General features: G+C 67.9%; 17 protein-coding genes. 5 read left to right on the plus strand and 12 right to left on the minus strand.

The annotated features are described in order from the left end of the window. Window positions 1–8 precede the first annotated feature (8 nt). Complete coding sequence (locus tag CHB77_RS04630; protein ID WP_089386999.1) at window positions 9–842, plus strand: LOG family protein; 834 nt, start codon at window positions 9–11, stop codon at window positions 840–842. A gap of 153 nt (window positions 843–995) precedes the next feature. Then, window positions 996–1,472, plus strand: a complete 477-nt coding sequence (locus tag CHB77_RS04635) for a hypothetical protein (RefSeq protein WP_089387000.1) — start codon at window positions 996–998, stop codon at window positions 1,470–1,472. Between the two features lie 30 nt (window positions 1,473–1,502). On the opposite strand, the gene rlmN is transcribed toward CHB77_RS04635, so the two are convergent. After that, window positions 1,503–2,675, minus strand: a complete 1,173-nt coding sequence (gene rlmN, locus CHB77_RS04640) for a dual-specificity RNA methyltransferase RlmN (RefSeq protein WP_089387001.1) — start codon at window positions 2,673–2,675, stop codon at window positions 1,503–1,505. A 130-nt stretch (window positions 2,676–2,805) separates the two neighbouring features. Continuing rightward, window positions 2,806–3,330: an invasion associated locus B family protein gene (locus CHB77_RS04645; RefSeq protein WP_089387002.1), complete on the minus strand. Its 525-nt coding sequence runs from the start codon at window positions 3,328–3,330 to the stop codon at window positions 2,806–2,808. Between the two features lie 150 nt (window positions 3,331–3,480). Here CHB77_RS04645 and CHB77_RS04650 point away from each other — a divergent pair, with 150 nt between their 5' ends. Further along, on the plus strand, window positions 3,481–4,467 hold the full coding sequence (locus CHB77_RS04650; protein ID WP_089387003.1) for an asparaginase: 987 nt from the start codon (window positions 3,481–3,483) through the stop codon (window positions 4,465–4,467). Here the strand turns inward: CHB77_RS04650 and CHB77_RS04655 are convergent. Continuing rightward, window positions 4,464–5,222 carry a TSUP family transporter gene (locus CHB77_RS04655; protein ID WP_089387004.1) on the minus strand — a complete coding sequence of 253 codons (759 nt, stop codon included), beginning with the start codon at window positions 5,220–5,222 and terminating at the stop codon, window positions 4,464–4,466. The two genes, CHB77_RS04650 and CHB77_RS04655, sit on opposite strands and share 4 nt — an antisense overlap. Window positions 5,223–5,335: 113 nt before the next feature. Between CHB77_RS04655 and CHB77_RS04660 the strand changes: the two genes are divergently transcribed. Continuing rightward, a complete protein-coding gene (locus tag CHB77_RS04660; protein WP_089387005.1) occupies window positions 5,336–6,337 on the plus strand; it encodes an NAD(P)H-dependent flavin oxidoreductase in 1,002 nt (333 codons plus the stop codon). On the opposite strand, the gene serB is transcribed toward CHB77_RS04660, so the two are convergent. The 4 genes from serB to CHB77_RS04680 are packed head-to-tail and all read right to left on the minus strand — an operon-like array spanning window position 6,327 to window position 9,885. Further along, on the minus strand, window positions 6,327–7,205 hold the full coding sequence (gene serB, locus CHB77_RS04665; RefSeq protein ID WP_089387006.1) for a phosphoserine phosphatase SerB: 879 nt from the start codon (window positions 7,203–7,205) through the stop codon (window positions 6,327–6,329). The two genes, CHB77_RS04660 and serB, sit on opposite strands and share 11 nt — an antisense overlap. A gap of 25 nt (window positions 7,206–7,230) precedes the next feature. Beyond that, a complete protein-coding gene (locus CHB77_RS04670) occupies window positions 7,231–8,067 on the minus strand; it encodes a C40 family peptidase (RefSeq protein WP_165456206.1) in 837 nt (278 codons plus the stop codon). Window positions 8,068–8,069: 2 nt separating this feature from the next. After that, on the minus strand, window positions 8,070–9,449 hold the full coding sequence (locus tag CHB77_RS04675) for a leucyl aminopeptidase family protein (RefSeq protein WP_089387008.1): 1,380 nt from the start codon (window positions 9,447–9,449) through the stop codon (window positions 8,070–8,072). 58 nt (window positions 9,450–9,507) lie between these two features. Further along, window positions 9,508–9,885 (minus strand): hypothetical protein, encoded by a 378-nt coding sequence (locus CHB77_RS04680; protein ID WP_089387009.1) that lies wholly within the window; start codon window positions 9,883–9,885, stop codon window positions 9,508–9,510. A gap of 139 nt (window positions 9,886–10,024) precedes the next feature. On the opposite strand from CHB77_RS04680, the gene CHB77_RS04685 reads away from it, so the two are divergent. Then, the gene (locus CHB77_RS04685) at window positions 10,025–10,672 is read left to right on the plus strand and encodes a carbonic anhydrase (protein ID WP_089387010.1); all 648 of its coding nucleotides are present in this window, start codon (window positions 10,025–10,027) and stop codon (window positions 10,670–10,672) included. Between the two features lie 13 nt (window positions 10,673–10,685). Here the strand turns inward: CHB77_RS04685 and CHB77_RS04690 are convergent, their stop codons facing one another. The 5 genes from CHB77_RS04690 to CHB77_RS04710 form a co-directional block, all read right to left on the minus strand. After that, entirely contained in the window at window positions 10,686–11,285 is a 600-nt protein-coding gene (locus tag CHB77_RS04690) for a DedA family protein (protein WP_089387011.1), read from the minus strand. 4 nt (window positions 11,286–11,289) lie between these two features. After that, entirely contained in the window at window positions 11,290–12,312 is a 1,023-nt protein-coding gene (locus tag CHB77_RS04695; protein ID WP_089387012.1) for an aspartate-semialdehyde dehydrogenase, read from the minus strand. Between the two features lie 92 nt (window positions 12,313–12,404). Then, window positions 12,405–13,025: a glycosyltransferase family 29 protein gene (locus CHB77_RS04700; protein WP_089387013.1), complete on the minus strand. Its 621-nt coding sequence runs from the start codon at window positions 13,023–13,025 to the stop codon at window positions 12,405–12,407. Next, on the minus strand, window positions 13,022–14,059 hold the full coding sequence (locus CHB77_RS04705; protein ID WP_089387014.1) for a glycosyltransferase family 4 protein: 1,038 nt from the start codon (window positions 14,057–14,059) through the stop codon (window positions 13,022–13,024). The genes CHB77_RS04700 and CHB77_RS04705 overlap by 4 nt, the downstream gene beginning before the upstream one ends. Next, a complete protein-coding gene (locus CHB77_RS04710; protein WP_341273549.1) occupies window positions 14,052–15,242 on the minus strand; it encodes an MFS transporter in 1,191 nt (396 codons plus the stop codon). Before CHB77_RS04710 ends, CHB77_RS04705 begins: the two co-directional genes overlap by 8 nt. Between the last annotated feature and the right edge of the window lie 8 nt (window positions 15,243–15,250).

The raw sequence follows: 15,250 nt of genomic DNA on the forward strand, positions 1-15,250 counted from the left end.
GAGGATCCATGAACGACGCGACCAAGACCCCTGAGGACCGCGCCCACCCCTTGCCCCACAGCGACGAGGATGCGGACCGCGCCCGGCAGATCCCCGACACGCCGCAGACCCGGTCGCCGTCCTATCGGCTGGCCTTCGCCGACCGCGATTTCCTGCTGCGCGAGGAACTGCGCCCGGTCCGCCTGCAACTGGAACTGCTGAAGCCGCAGATGCTGCTGGACGAGGCGGGGGTGGAATCGACCGTGGTGATGTTCGGCGGCGCGCGGATCCCCGCCCCGCAGGATGCCGCCGGGGCGCGCACGCCGTTCTTGGCGAAACTGTCGGCCCATTACGAGGAAGCGCGCCTGTTCGCCCGCGCGATGACCCTGCGCAGCCTGGAAACCGGCGGACGCGATTTCGTCATCGCGACCGGCGGCGGCCCCGGCGTGATGGAGGCGGGCAACCTGGGCGCGCACGAGGTCGGCGGCAAGTCCATCGGCCTGGGCATCGTGCTGCCCCACGAACAGGCGCCGAACATCTATGTGACGCCGGAACTGTGCTTCAACTTCCACTATTTCGCGATCCGCAAGATGCATTTCCTGATGCGCGCCCGCGCGATCACGGTCTTTCCCGGCGGCTTTGGAACGCTGGACGAGTTGTTCGAGGCCCTGACCCTGATCCAGACCGGCCGCATGGCCCGCGTCCCCCTGCTGCTGTTCGGGGCGGAGTTCTGGGAGGGGGTCATCAACTGGAAGGCCTTGGCCGAGGCGGGAACGATTTCCGAGGAGGATCTGGAACTGATTCGCTATGTCGAGACGGCTGAGGAAGCGGTGGGGATTATCGATGGGTGGGGAAAGCGGTGAGTCAGGATCACTTGCAGCAATATTAAATTGTAAACCGCCATGATATTTCTGAAAACCGTCATCTATCCGGTTTTTGAATATTAAGCTGGTTCTGGATGAAAGATGAATATAAATGATATATAATTTACCTTCCTGTATTTTTTGGAGGGTAGAATGTTCAAGATTTTCGTGCCTGTTGTTGGGGCCTTCATTTGCGGCGCATCGTCTGCGATTGCCTGTCCTGATCCAGGCGAATGGGGGGAACAATTTTCGCTGACGGGTGATGACTTGTACAGTCAGCATGCGTTTCCCGCCATCGCTGGCGGAGGAAGCAATATTCAGCGCTGCCCGATATCGTTTTGGACCGACCAGGGGCCGGGGTTTGTTACCCGCGCACCTGATTTCACCTTCGATATATCCGGCTTGCAGCACTATGAGATTGCTTTCGATGTGGAAAGCAGTTGCGACAACGTGCTTGTCATGAATACCGGCATGGGCGCCTGGTTTTATGACGACGACGATGGCGGTGGGAATGATGCGCGCATATATCTGACCCGTCCTCAGGATGGATTGTTTGACATCTGGGTCGGCACCTATGACGAGGGTGCAGATTGCGATGCGACGCTTTATGTCGAGACATTCGATAAATAGTGTCTTGCGCAACGCCGCGTCAAAGCACCGTCAAACATTCGCTTCTGCGGCAATCTCTGCCCGCGACTTCCGCCCCCGCTCGGTCGCCGACTTTAGCTGCCCGCAGGCGGCCATGATGTCCTCGCCGCGCGGGGTGCGGATCGGGCTGGCGTAACCGGCGTTGTAGATGATGTCGGCAAAGGCATGGATGCGGTTGTTGCTGGAGCGTTTATACGGCGCGCCGGGCCATTCGTTGAAGGGGATCAGGTTGATCTTGGCCGGAATGCCCCGAATCAGGTCCACCAGCCGGTGGGCATCGGCATCGCTGTCGTTCACGCCCGCCAGCATCACGTATTCAAAGGTGATCCGTTCGCTGTTCGACAGCCGCGGATAATCGCGCAGCGCGTCCAGCAGCGTGGCGATGTTCCACCGCTTGTTGATCGGCACCAAGACGTTGCGCACGTCATCGGTCGTGGCGTGAAAGCTGACGGCTAGCTGGCAGCCGATTTCCTGGGCGGTGCGGGCGATTTCCGGCACCACGCCGCTGGTGGACAGGGTGATGCGGCGGCGCGACAGCGACAGACCTTCGTTGTCCATGCAGACCCGCATCGCATCGCGCACGGCGTCAAAGTTGTACAGCGGCTCGCCCATGCCCATCAGCACGATGTTGCTGACCAGCCGGGTTTCGTCCTTGGGCGCGCCCGGTTCAGGCCATTCGCCCAGGTCGTCGCGCGCCAGCATCAATTGGCCAACGATTTCCCCGGCGGTCAGGTTGCGCACCAGTTTCTGGGTGCCGGTATGGCAGAACGAACAGGTCAGGGTGCAGCCGACCTGGCTGGACACGCACAGCGTGCCGCGGCCGTCCTCGGGGATATAGACCGTCTCGACCTCGTGCCCGCCGGCGATGCGGACCAGATATTTGCGGGTGCCGTCGGTGCTGATCTGGCGGGTCACAATCTCGGGCAGGACGATCTCGAACCGTTCTGCCAGCAGCGCGCGATAATCCTTGGCCAGGTTGCTCATCCGCGCGAAATCGCGCACGCCCCAGTGATAGACCCACTGCCAGACCTGGCCCACGCGCATTCTGGCCTGCTTTTCCGGGGTGCCCGCGTCGATCAGCGCCTGGCGCAACTGGTCGCGCGTCAGCCCGATGATGTTCACCCGCCCGCTGTCGGGCAGCGTACGGGGAAGGGTCAGGACATCCTGCGTGATGGGCGCGTTCATGGGTCAACCAGCGTTTGGAAAGACCCGCAGATAAGCGAAACAGGGCCGAAAATCAACCGGTCCCGCCCGTCGTCGAGGCCGAAATCCTGGCGCCGGGCGGGTTTGGACCCGCGCCGGCCTTACGCCGGTCTCATTGGCAACGTTCGCGTGCCGTGTTCGTGGCCGCCGTGACCCCCGCAAGGCTGAACGTGTCCTTGGTCACCGTGCCGCGCGACGACCGGCCCGTGATGACCGCGTTCGTTCCGCCGCGCAGGGCGCCGATCAGCTTTTCATCGTCGGCCTCGGTTCCGGGCCAGGCGGTTTCCCCCTCGGTGAACAGGTTGAACTTGCTGCCGCCGACATCGACCTCGACCGTGCTGTCGGGCGCAAAGGGATAACCGCCGCTGAAGCTGACCGCGCCGTTCTCGCCAGAGCGATAGGCGACATACAGGCGGATGTCGCCGCGCGTCACCTCGCGCGGGGCGCCGTTCTCGTCGGTGTTCTGGGTGGCCTTTGGCGCGGACACGGCCCAGCATTCCTTGGGACTTTCCGCCGCAAAGACGGTCCAATCGCCTTGGGTCGCGACGACATTGGTGGAATCCTGCGCCCCCGCGGTGCCCAGGCCCGCCATCAGGACAAGGGCGGCGGTCATGCCGCGCAGCGTGGTTTTGGTCATGCTCTGGCCTCCTGCCATTGGTTCGCCACATCAGGGGGCGTTTTTCCCGATCGCTGTGGTCTTTTCAACCATCTGCGGTCAGGATAGCCAAAATCATTGCGCGAGAAAGAGCGCAAGACCGGAAATCGCGCATTTGTCAGGGGGCAGGCCATGCGTTCAGCCGAGTTGATCGAGGTATGGCGCGGCGGACAGCGCGAAAGCCTGCATTGCGGGGATGCCGTCGTTTGCGACAGCAAGGGCCTGATCGAGGCCTGGGGGCGTCCGGGCCAGATCGTCTTTCCCCGGTCCTCGTGCAAGATGATCCAGGCGCTGCCCCTGATCGAAAGCGGCGCGGCCGACGCCGCGGGCCTGTCGGACCGCCATCTTGCGCTGGCCTGCGCCAGCCACAGCGGCGCGCGGATTCATGTCGATGCCGTCGGAAACTGGCTGGCGGGGCTGGACATGGGCGAAGCCGACCTGCGCTGCGGCTGCCATATGCCGCGCGACGCCGACGAAAACCGCCGCCTGACCTGCGGCAACGAACAGCCCAGCCAGATCCACAACAACTGTTCCGGCAAGCACGCGGGTTTCCTGACCCTGAACCGCCACCTGCGCGGCGGGGCGGAATACGTGGATCCGGATCACCCTGTCCAGCAAGCCGTCAAGGCCGCGTTCGAGGAGGTGACGGGGGAAATCAGCCCCGGTCACGGCATCGACGGCTGTTCGGCCCCGAACTGGTCCTGTTCGCTGGCGGGCCTGGGCCGGGCCATGGCGTCCTTTGCCAATCCCGGCGACGACCGGCGCGGCCGGGCCATGCGGCGGCTGACAGAGGCCATGCGCGCCCATCCCGCACTGGTCGCGGGCGAAGGCCGGGCCTGCACGATCCTGATGCGCGCCATGGGCGGCCGCGTCGCCGCCAAGACCGGGGCCGAGGCGGTGTTCGTGGCGATCCTTCCCGATCCGGGACTCGGCGTCGCGCTGAAGGTGACGGATGGCGGAATGCGCGCGGCCGAGGCGGCGATCACCGCCCTGCTGGTCCATCTGGGGGCGCTTGACGGCAACGACCCGGCAGTGGGGACATTCCTGACCGATCCAATCCGCAACTGGCGCGGCATGGCCATCGGAGAGATGCGGACCGCCCCCGGCTTTCCGGCCTAGATCATCTGCCAGATCAGCCGCAGCGCCAGCGCGGTCGAGGTCAGGACCAGCAGCGGCTTGATGAGCCGCGCGCCGATCCGCGTGGCCAGCCGCGACCCCAGCGTCGCGCCCGCGATCTGCGCCGCGCCCATCACGATCCCCACCAGCCACAAGGGCTGGCCTACCAGCGCAAAGGCCAGCAACCCGCCCAGGTTGGACGCGAAGTTCAGCAGCTTGGTATGCGCGGTGGCCTTCAGCACGCCATATCCCGCCAGCGTGACGAATGCGATCATGTAGAACGATCCTGCGCCCGGCCCCAGAAACCCGTCATAAAGACCGACCAGCGGCACAGCGGTCAGCGCGAAGGCGGCCGGTGCGACCCGCCGCACCCGGTCCAGATCGTCCAGCCCCGGCTTCAGCGCGAAAAAGGCCGCGATGGCGATCAGGATCACCGGCAGCACCAGCCGCAACTGATCGGTGGGCAGATAGCTGACCAGGCCCGCGCCCACGGCCCCGGCGACGCCGGCGATCAGCGCCGATCGCCATTGGCGGCGCGGATCGACCAGGCCGCGGGACGCATAGGTGACGGCGGCGGTGGCCGCGCCGAACACGCCCTGGACCTTGTTGGTGGCAAGCGCCTGCGCGGGCGGAATGCCGGCCAGCATCAGGGCGGGGAGTGTAATCAGCCCGCCGCCCCCGGCGATCGCATCGATGAATCCCGCCGCGAAACCGGCGGCGGCAAGAACGATGAAAAGATCGAGGGACAGATCCAGCATGGGGGCGCCATGTGATTTTGGCCGCGCTTTGTAAAGACCGGCAAGGCCGGGGGTTTCACACCCCCGGACCCCCGTGCGATATTTGCACCAAGGCAAAGGGACAGGAGCGGGACATGTTTGACGGATTGAAGCACCGGGTGGTGCAGGCGCCGATGGCGGGCACCTCGACCCCGGAACTGGCCGTGGCGGTGTGCCAGGCGGGCGGACTGGGTTTCCTGGCGCTGGGCGCCTTGGACGCCGCAGGTGCGGCCAAGGCGATTCGTGCGGTACGGCAGGGAACGGACCGGGCCTTCGGGGTCAACCTGTTCTGCCACGCGCCCGCCCGGCGGGATGCGGCGCGCGAAGCCGCGTGGATCGACACCCTGCGGCCCGCATTCCGGCGCCTTGGGGCAGAACCCCCCGCCGCCCTGTCCGAAATCTATCCCGGCTTTCGCGGCAACGACGCGATGCTGTCGGTGCTGCTGGCCGAACGGCCCGCCATCGTGGGGTGCCATTTCGGGCTGCCCAGCCCCGATCAGATCGCGGCGCTGAAGGGGGCGGGGTGCAGCCTGTGGGCCACCGCGACCTCGGCGGCCGAGGGGCGGTCCATCCGGGATGCCGGTTTCGACGCGATCGTGGCGCAGGGGTACGAGGCCGGGGGGCATCGGGGGATCTTTGACCCGGATGGTCCTGACGGACGGCTGGATCATCCCGCGCTGGTGCGGGCGCTGGTGCCGCTGGGCCTGCCGGTCGTGGCGGCGGGGGCGATCATGGATCGTGCCGCAGCGTGCATGGCAATGGATGCGGGCGCGGTGGCCGTGCAATGCGGCACGGCTTTTCTGCGCGCGCCCGAAGCCGCGACTTTGCCCGCCCATCGCGCGGCGCTGTCAGGTGGGCAGACGGCCATGACCCGCGCGATCTCGGGCCGTCCGGCGCGCTGCCTGGTCAACGAATTCACCGGGATGGATGATTCGGGGGCGGCGGATTATCCGGTGGCCTATGACATCGGCAAGGCGCTGAACGCGGCCGCCATTGCGCAGGGCAACGCTGGATACGGCGCCTTCTGGGCCGGAACGGGCGCGGCCGCCAGCGTCGCGCGGCCCGCGGCGGATACGGTGCTGGCGATCAGCCCGTGACGAAATCCGCGGCGGCATAGCCTTGCAGGTACAGCAGCGCCGTCAGGTCGCCGTGGTCGATGCGGATCGGGGCCTGGGCCGCGACCGATGGCTTGGCGTGCAGCGCGACACCCGTGCCCGCCATCTGGATCATGCCCAGATCATTGGCGCCATCGCCCACGGCGATCGCATCGGCCGGGGTCAGGCCGCGCGCGGCGGCGATATTCGTCAGCGCCTCGACCTTGGCCTCGCGCCCAAGGATCGGCAGGCCGACCTGGCCGGTCAGCAGCCCGCCTTCGGCCAGCAGGGTGTTGGCGCGGTGTTCGTCGAACCCCAGCCGATTGGCGACGGCTTCCGTGAACGCGGTAAAGCCGCCCGACACCAGCGCCGTGTAACCGCCGTTCGCGCGCATCGTCGCCACCAGTTCCGCCCCGCCCGAGGCCATGGTGATGCGCGAGGCCAGCACGTCGGCGATCACGCTGTCCCGCAGCCCGGTCAGCAGGGCCACGCGTTCCGTCAGGGCGCCGTTGAAATCAAGCTCGCCGTTCATGGCGCGGGCGGTGATGGCGGCCACGCGCGGGCCGACGCCCGCGACATGGGCCAGTTCGTCGATGCATTCCTGGCCGATCATGGTCGAATCCATGTCGGCCAGCAGGATCCGCTTGCGCCGTCCTTGGGTCGGCTGGATCGCCAGATCCAGGGTCTGTGCATGCAGGTCGGTCCAGGCATCGGCAAAATCCGCAGGTCGGGCCGCCACGTCAAATTCGGCCGCGATTCCGGCGTTCAGCCAGCGCGGCGGACCGCCTGCCCAGCGACGACCAAGATCCTGGGCCACGCCGTCGGTAAGGTTGGCGCGCAGGGGCGATGCGATCAGCGAAACGGTGAACATGGGCCGCAATCTCCTTTGGCAGGGTCTAGGCCGGGGTGGCGGGCAGCGCCAGAGGCGGGCGGCGGATGCCGAGAAACGGACCCTCGCCCGCCGCGTCGATCCGGGCCATGGCCTGGGGAATGGATTCCACGATCACCGCCATGGCAAAGGCGGTCGCATGGATCATCCGGTCGGGCGACATGGCAAGCGCCACATGGCCCGGCCAGAACAGCAGATCGCCCCGCCGGATGGTGTCCGCCACGGGAAAGTCCGCGCGTTGCAGGTCGCTGTCGCCGGGGCAGGGAATGTCGCAGGCGGTCAACGCCGCCTGCACCAGCCCGGAACAGTCGATGCCCCAGCGGCTGTTGCCGCCCCAGAGATAGGGCGTGCCCAGAAGGCGTTCCGCGACCGCGACCGGGTCGGTCGCGGGCTGGTCGCCGATGTGCTGGACAGGGACAAAGCCGCCCGTGCCCAGCCGGGCGAACCGTCCCTCGATCCCCGCGACCGACAGGCGGGCGCCGATGGACAGGCTGGCCTGTTCGGGCTGTTTCATGTCGGGGGCGGGATAGACATGGGTGGCGGGGGCTGTCACCCGATGGGTCAGGGGCGGCAGGCCGGTGGCCAGGGCGGCGGCGGGCAACCAGCCGCAATAACCATCAAACGCGGCCTGGACGAAGCACCAGCCGCCGCGCGTTTCGATCACGGTGACATCGGCGCCGAAATTCACCTGCCGGTCGCGGCGGCCATCCGGCGCGGTCATCAGGTCGGCCAACCAGGCCGCCAGCCGGGCGGGGCGGCCGGGGGTATAAGACGGACGTTCGATCACGCCACGCAGGCAGTCCAGGGCCACGCGGTCCGTTGCGGGTGTCAGGCGACGGTCCAGGGTCACGATGCGGCCGCGGGCAGGATCTCCGGCAGGGCGGCCAGGATCGCGCGCGCGCCCTGGCCCACCCCGCCCTTGGGACGGCCCGGCGCCAGTACCGGCTGCCAGCCATAGATGTCCATGTGGACATAGCGCCCGGCACCGTGGGCAAAGCGTCGCAGGAACAGCGCCGCCGTCACCGATCCCGCCATGCCGCCCGATGGCGCGTTGTCCAGATCCGCGATCGGCGGTTCGATCTGCGATTCATAGCCGTCCCACAAGGGCATCCGCCACAAGGGGTCGCGCACGGCCATCGCGGCGCGCGACAGCGCACCGGCCGTCGCGTCGTCGTCGCAGTAAAAGGGCGGCAGGTCGGGGCCAAGCGCCACCCGTGCCGCGCCGGTCAGCGTCGCCAGCGAGATCATGAGATCGGGCTGCTCCTCGGCCCCCAGGGCCAGGGCGTCGGCCAGGATCAGGCGGCCTTCGGCATCGGTGTTGTTCACCTCGACCGTCAGGCCCTTGCGGCTGGTCAGCACGTCGCCGGGCCGGAAGGAACTGGCCGAGACGCTGTTTTCCACGACCGGCAGCAGCACCCGGATCCGCATCCGGTCGGCCGCGCCGGTCAGCGCCAGCATCCGCAGCAGTCCCAGCGCGGTCGCCGCCCCGCCCATGTCCTTTTTCATCAGGGCCATGGATGCCGCAGGTTTGAGATCCAGCCCGCCCGTGTCGAAGCAGACCCCCTTGCCCACCACCGTCAGGCGTGGTCCCCCATCGCCCAGGCGAAGGTCGATCAGGCGCGGGGCCTGTTCCGCCGCGCGTCCGACCGCATGGATCATCGGCAGGTTGGCGTCCAGCAGGTCCGGCCCGGTCGTGACGGCGATCGTGGCGCCCACCTCCTGGGCCAAGGCGCGGGCGGCGGCTTCCAGGGCGTCCGGTCCCATGTCGTTGGCGGGGGTGTTAATCAGGTCGCGCGTCAGGAATTCGCCTGCCGCCTGCGCGCGGATCCGGGCCGCGTCGGCCCCTTCGGGGCAGAGGAACTGCGTCCCGCCGTCGTGGGCCGCGCCCTTGTAGCGGGCAAAGCGATACTGGCCGAGCAGCAGGCCCAGCGCGGATTCGTCGGGATCAAGGCCCTGGGGCAGGACCGGGCGCCAGATGCCCTGCGGCAGGGCGGCGGCATGGGCCATCAGAAAGCGGTGGCGGCTGGCCACGGCCCGGTCGCCCAGGCCCAGGAACGCGCCGGCCAATCCGCCCGACGCATCCGGCAGCAGGCAAATCTCGCCCGGCTTGGCGGAAAAGCCGCTGGCCTTGGGCCAGGGACCGGCCTGATCGGCCAGCGGATCGCCCTTCCAGACAGCCCATACTGGCAGGGCAGCGGCGGAATCGGGGGCGAAATCGGGTGTCATCGGCATGTCCTTGGGGCTGTGCGGCGCCAGACTACAGCCTGCGACCCGGCCCGCAAGCCTATGCGAGGTTGGTCCGGTCCCAGATCGCCGTCAGGGACCGGTTGCCGACCCGCATCAGACGGGCGTGGATCGCGCCAAGCGCCACCGGATCGCGCTTGTCCGCGCAACCGCCCAGATCCATCGCGACGCCGGCCAGCGACAGCAGCCCGATCTGCCAGGCAAGGCGCGCCAGAAGGTCGCATTGGCGCGCCGCCTCGGGCAGGTCGGCCCGGCCGATGGCCGTGTCGGCAGCCGTCAGCGCCCCGGCCAGTTGTTCCAGGGCCAGTCCGATGACATTCTGGGCGGCGGTTTCGCCCAGTTCGGTCACGATGTCGCCCACGCGGCGGGAATCGACCCGAACCGGTTCTGAAACCGCCAACGCCATGATCTTTGCCATCTGCCTGCCTTTTATCTTGCACGTCCAGTTCCGGCACCATGGCGGTTTGCCGTGAAGAAAGGCTTGATGCGGCTGAAAGAAACCGCTCGAATTTGTTTCAATCCCGGCCTATCAACCGCCAGCATCAAGGAGGTGAGACATGCCTGACATCCGTCCTCTGCCGCAATATCTGGTCGGCCGTTATCACGGCTGGAAAGCCACGTCGTTCACGGAAAACAGCGCCTGGTACCGCCGTCTGGCCCTGGATGGGCAGCGTCCGCGCGGCATGGTCATTTCCTGCTGCGATTCGCGCGTCCATGTGACCAGCATCTTCGGCGCGGATTCGGGAGAGTTCTTCATCCACCGCAATATCGCCAACCTTGTCCCGCCCTATGCCCCGGACGGATTGCAGCACGGCACGTCGGCGGCGGTGGAATATGCGGTGCAGGCGCTGAAGGTCGCGCATCTGATCGTGGTGGGGCATACAAGCTGCGGCGGCGTCGCGGGCTGCCACGCGATGTGTTCCGGCCGCGCGCCCGAGCTGGAGGAGAAGACCAGCTTCGTCGGCCGCTGGATGGACATCCTGCGCCCCGGTTACGACCGCGTGAAGGATCTGCCCGACGACCAGCAGGTCGCCGCGCTGGAGCGAGAGGCCGTGCTGGTGTCCATCGAGAACCTGATGACCTTCCCCTTTGTCAAGGCGGCGGTCGAATCGGGGCAGATGTCGCTGCACGGCCTGGTCCACGACATCAGCGAAGGCACGCTGTTGCAGGCGGTCGACGGCGGGCGCGGCTGGACGGCCGTCTGAACCGGCGGGCGGTTCACGCGTCGGGTTTCCATCGGATCACGCGCCACACATACAGCGCGACGATGCCGATCACGACCGCCGTGGACAAGGGATCGATCCAGCGTTCGACCCGTTCGTACTGGTCTTCCAGCAGATATCCCGCCAGCGCCAGCCCGCCCGTCCAAAGAAATCCGCCAAGCGCGGTGAACAGCAGGAACTGGCCCTGCGGCATCCGCTCGATCCCGGCGGGGATCGAGATCAGCGTGCGCACGGTCGGGATGAAGCGGCCGAAAAAGATGACCGCGCGGCCATGGCGCCGGAACCATCCCTCGGCCGCCTCGAATTCGGACAGGGTCAGGGTCAGCCAGCGGCCGTGGCGGGAAATCAGGCGGCGCAGCCGATGCGCCCCGAAGGCGCGGCCCGTCAGATACCAGAAATACGCCCCCGCCAGCGACCCCAGCCCCCCGGCCAGCACCGCCAGCCACAAGGGCGTGCCCCCGCGCGCCGCGTTGAAGCCCGCCAGGGGCATGATAAGTTCCGACGGGATCGGCGGAAACACGTTTTCCAGCAGCATGAGGGCAAAGATCGCCACCGCCCCGCCGCTGTCCAGAAATGCCGCGATCCAGTCGAACACGTGCTTAACCCTTTTTCAGGACGCGGTTGCCCAAAAGTTCGGCGATCTGCACCGCGTTCAGCGCCGCGCCCTTGCGCAGGTTGTCGCTGACGCACCACAGGTTCAGGCCGTTCTCGATCGTCACGTCCTGGCGGATGCGGCTGACGAAGGTGGCGAAATCGCCCACGCATTCGACCGGGGTGGTGTATCCGCCGGGTTCGCGCTTATCCACGACCAGAATGCCCGGCGCCTCGCGCAGAATGTCGCGGGCCTCGTCTTCGTCCAGGAAATCCTCGAACTCGATGTTGATGGATTCCGAATGGCCTACGAACACCGGCACCCGCACGCAGGTCGCCGTGACCTTGATCGACGGGTCGAGGATCTTCTTGGTCTCGGCCACCATCTTCCATTCTTCCTTGGTGTCGCCGCTGTCCAGGAAGACGTCGATCTGCGGGATGACGTTGAAGGCGATTTGCCTGGGGAATTTCTTGGCCGCGACTTCCTGGCCCGGCACATACATGCCCTTGGTCTGGTTCCACAGTTCGTCCATGCCCTCTTTCCCGGCGCCGGACACGGACTGATAGGTGCTGACCACCACCCGCCTGATGCGCGCGCGGTCGTGCAGCGGCTTCAGCGCCACCACCATCTGCGCGGTGGAACAGTTGGGGTTCGCGATGATGTTCCTGTTCTTGCAATCGTGGATCGCGTCCGGGTTCACTTCGGGCACGATCAGGGGGATCTGCGGGTCGTAGCGGTAGAGCGAGGAGTTGTCGATCACCACGCAGCCCGCGGCGGCGGCGCGCGGCGCGTGCACCTTGGTCGCCTCGGACCCGATGGCGAACAGCGCGATGTCCCAGCCGGTCCAGTCGAACTGCTCGATGTCCCTGACCTTGAGGGTCTTGTCGCCAAAGCTGACCTCGGTGCCCTGCGACCGGCGCGAGGCCAGCACGGCGATCTCGTCCACCGGGAACAGGCGTTCGTCCAGGATGTTCAGCATTTCGCGGCCCACATTCCCCGTGGCGCCGGCGACGACGACTTTGTAGCCCATCTTGGGGGGACTCCTTTTCTGGCGGTCACGGGCGTTTAGCGCAGGCGGGGGGCAAGGGGAAGGGGTCGGGGGCTATCGCGGCCACCGGGTCTTTACATCCCGGCCAGGGTCAACCGCCCGTCCGTTCGCCGCAGATCCGCGACCCAGGCGGCCTCGGCGCCGAAATCGTGGGGCACCTGATCGGCGCTGCGGCGGCCCGACAGGCTGAGGCTGGCGAAGAAGTCGAAGCCATGCAGCGTCAGTTCGGTCAGGCGGGATCGCAGCAGCAGGTCGATCATCATGGCCCCGGTGGTGGGCGGGGCAGCCAGGCGATCCTTCAGCGCGCGGTAATCCGCCAGCGGGTGCAGATAGAAACCGGGGCTGCTGGCCGCCCGCCAGCCCAGCCGCTTGCGCTTGGGCGACATCCACAGCAGGCGCGACGGGTCCAGGCGGGCGCGGTCCTCGTCGGACAGGCGCACGGCCAGGGCCAGCCAGTTGGTGCGGGTGCCGTGGCTGTGGGCGGCGGGCATGGGCGCGCGGTTGATTCGGATCACCACATCGGCGGCGTCGATGGCCGGCCCCTGCGTGCTGCCCGCCAGCGACCGGGCGTTGCCCACCAAAGCCACCGTCTGGCCCGCCAGATCGGCCAGCAGGTCGGCCTGCGGGACCGACAGGGCTTGCAGCGCATCCTCGTCGCGCAGGGTCCGGGCGGCATAGAAGCGCAGCTTGTTCATGGCCGGGCCAGCAGGTCGTGATAGATGGCGACCAGGGCGCGGGCCTCGCCCTCGATGGCGTGATTGGCCGTCACATGGGCGCGGGCGGCCCGGCCCGCCGCCTGTCGCGCGGCGTCGTCGTCCAGCCAGCGGCGCAGGGCATCGGTCAGCGCGTCCAGATCGTCGGGCGGCACCAGGCTGCCGGTCACGCCGTCGCGGATCAGCGACTCGTAGGCGCCGACGCGGGCGGCGACCGTGGGCACGCCGCAGGCCATCGCCTCCAGCGGGGTCAGGCCGAAGCCCTCCCACCGGGCGGGGGCGGCGAACAGGTCCAGCGCCTGGTAATGGCGCGCCACCCGGTCCCAGGGCAATTCGCCCAGGAATCGGATGCGGTTTTCCAATCCGGCGGACCGGATCTCGGCCAGCAGGTCGTCGGCAAAGGCGCGGTTGTCCGGCGTGATGCGCCCCGTGAACAGGATCTGCGCGCGCGGCCGGTCGGGCAGCAGCCGCAGCCCGGCGCGCACCAGCAGGTCCACCCCCTTCTGCGCGCGCACCCGGCCGAAACAGCCGATCAGCACGGCGTCGGGATCCATGCCAAGGTCGCGGCGCAGCGCGGCCCGGTCCGGGGCGGGCCGGAACACGTCCGTATCCACCCCGTGCATCACCACGGTCGCGGGCCGGTCCAGATAGCCCGCCGCCTTGTCCGACGTGGCGACAAGCGCGTCCTGCCGGCGGATCAGCCATTTCGTGAACCCGGTATGGCGGCGCTGCGCGGCGGATGTGAACAGCAGCCGGTATTTCCGCCGCAGCACCCGCCGCAGGATCAGCCCCAGCGCCATTTCCGTGTTGCGCCGTGCGTGCCAGACCCGCCAGCGGTCGCGCGGCATCAGGGCGGCGCGGACCAGCGGAATATGCGGAACCTCGGGCGGCAGGCCGGGGCCGGTGGCGCGGATGGCGATCAGGCGCGCCTGCACCGGGATCAGGCGGACCACCGTGGCCGTGACGCCCGACAGGCGGCGCTTCAGATTGGGCGCTATGACCAGCAAATCAGCCATGCCGGGCCTCGGGGGTCAGGAAATACAGCGTGAACCCGATTGCAAGGGGGACGGCGAAGAACAGGAACAGCAGCGCAAAGGCGGTCGGCGGCGCAAAGGCCCCCGAGGCCGCCTGGAACACCGGGCGCGAGGCGAACTGCATCACGCCGACCCCGCCGATGGAAATCATGTTCAGGAACGTCACCCCCCGGCCCACCAGATGGTCCGGCAAAAACGACCGCCCATGCGCCATCAGCAGCACGTATCCCGCCCCCGACAGCCCGATCAGCGCCAGCATCGCCACCGCGACACCCAGCGCGGGCTGGGGGTTCAGGACCAGGAACCCCATCACCGCCAGCGTGGCCCCGGTGAAGATCAGCACCGTCCGGCGCAGGCTGCCCAGCAGCCGCACCATCGGCGCCACCAGGAAATTGCCCGCGATCATCGCCAGCCCCATGGCCAGCGTGGCCCGGCCGATTAGAACGGCGTCGGCGTCGAACACCCGCTCCAGATAGGGCGCGGCCCACAGGCCCCGGATCGCGCCCGACGCGGCATAGTTCACGAAGAACAGCGGCAGGATGAACCACAGCGCGCGGATGCGCAGCACTTCGGCCAGCGATCCTTTCGGCTGATCCGCCCCCAGCCGGGCGGGATCGCGCACCGTCAGCGCGATCAGCAGCGCGACGGCCACGGTCGCGGCCCCCAGCCCCGCCATGGTCGCCCGCCAGCCCAGGGATTCGATCGCCCAGACCAGGGGCGTGGCGCCCAGGATGTTGCCCAGCGATCCGAATCCCACGATCATGCCGGCCAGCGCCCCGAAGGCCGCGGCGGGGTATTCGCGCGCGAGGATGTAATACGACCCCATCAGCGCCGGCGCGCAGCCCACGCCCAGAGCCGCCATCGCCAGATGCAGGTGCCAGGGCGCCTGCGCCAGCGCAAAGACCGCCGCCCCCGCGCCGCCCGCGATGCCCAGCAGCAGGGCCACCGTCAGGCGCGGCCCCCACCGGTCCAGCATCCGCCCCACCGGGATCTGCATCGCCGCGAAGGCCACGAACCACAGCCCCGACGACAGCGCCAGATCGCCGGGCGTGGCGCCCAGCTCGGATCCCAGGACCGGCGTCAGCACGGCCAGAAAGGCCCGGTAGAACTGGCTGAGGACATAGGCCAGCACCAGGCTGACGATGCCGATGGACAGGGCGGGCATCAAGGGTT

The sequence above is a fragment of the Paracoccus sediminis genome, from assembly GCF_900188295.1.
Taxonomy (GTDB): Bacteria; Pseudomonadota; Alphaproteobacteria; order Rhodobacterales; family Rhodobacteraceae; genus Paracoccus; species Paracoccus sediminis.

Excerpts from the sequence above, each read along its gene's own strand:
- CHB77_RS04630 (WP_089386999.1), top strand. The coding sequence starts at position 9 with ATGAACGACGCGACCAAGACCCCTGAGGACCGCGCCCACCCCTTGCCC.
- CHB77_RS04635 (WP_089387000.1), top strand. The coding sequence starts at position 996 with ATGTTCAAGATTTTCGTGCCTGTTGTTGGGGCCTTCATTTGCGGCGCA.
- rlmN (WP_089387001.1), bottom strand. The coding sequence starts at position 2,675 with ATGAACGCGCCCATCACGCAGGATGTCCTGACCCTTCCCCGTACGCTG.
- CHB77_RS04645 (WP_089387002.1), bottom strand. The coding sequence starts at position 3,330 with ATGACCAAAACCACGCTGCGCGGCATGACCGCCGCCCTTGTCCTGATG.
- CHB77_RS04650 (WP_089387003.1), top strand. The coding sequence starts at position 3,481 with ATGCGTTCAGCCGAGTTGATCGAGGTATGGCGCGGCGGACAGCGCGAA.
- CHB77_RS04655 (WP_089387004.1), bottom strand. The coding sequence starts at position 5,222 with ATGCTGGATCTGTCCCTCGATCTTTTCATCGTTCTTGCCGCCGCCGGT.
- CHB77_RS04660 (WP_089387005.1), top strand. The coding sequence starts at position 5,336 with ATGTTTGACGGATTGAAGCACCGGGTGGTGCAGGCGCCGATGGCGGGC.
- serB (WP_089387006.1), bottom strand. The coding sequence starts at position 7,205 with ATGTTCACCGTTTCGCTGATCGCATCGCCCCTGCGCGCCAACCTTACC.
- CHB77_RS04675 (WP_089387008.1), bottom strand. The coding sequence starts at position 9,449 with ATGACACCCGATTTCGCCCCCGATTCCGCCGCTGCCCTGCCAGTATGG.
- CHB77_RS04680 (WP_089387009.1), bottom strand. The coding sequence starts at position 9,885 with ATGGCAAAGATCATGGCGTTGGCGGTTTCAGAACCGGTTCGGGTCGAT.
- CHB77_RS04685 (WP_089387010.1), top strand. The coding sequence starts at position 10,025 with ATGCCTGACATCCGTCCTCTGCCGCAATATCTGGTCGGCCGTTATCAC.
- CHB77_RS04695 (WP_089387012.1), bottom strand. The coding sequence starts at position 12,312 with ATGGGCTACAAAGTCGTCGTCGCCGGCGCCACGGGGAATGTGGGCCGC.
- CHB77_RS04700 (WP_089387013.1), bottom strand. The coding sequence starts at position 13,025 with ATGAACAAGCTGCGCTTCTATGCCGCCCGGACCCTGCGCGACGAGGAT.
- CHB77_RS04705 (WP_089387014.1), bottom strand. The coding sequence starts at position 14,059 with ATGGCTGATTTGCTGGTCATAGCGCCCAATCTGAAGCGCCGCCTGTCG.
- CHB77_RS04710 (WP_341273549.1), bottom strand. The coding sequence starts at position 15,242 with ATGCCCGCCCTGTCCATCGGCATCGTCAGCCTGGTGCTGGCCTATGTC.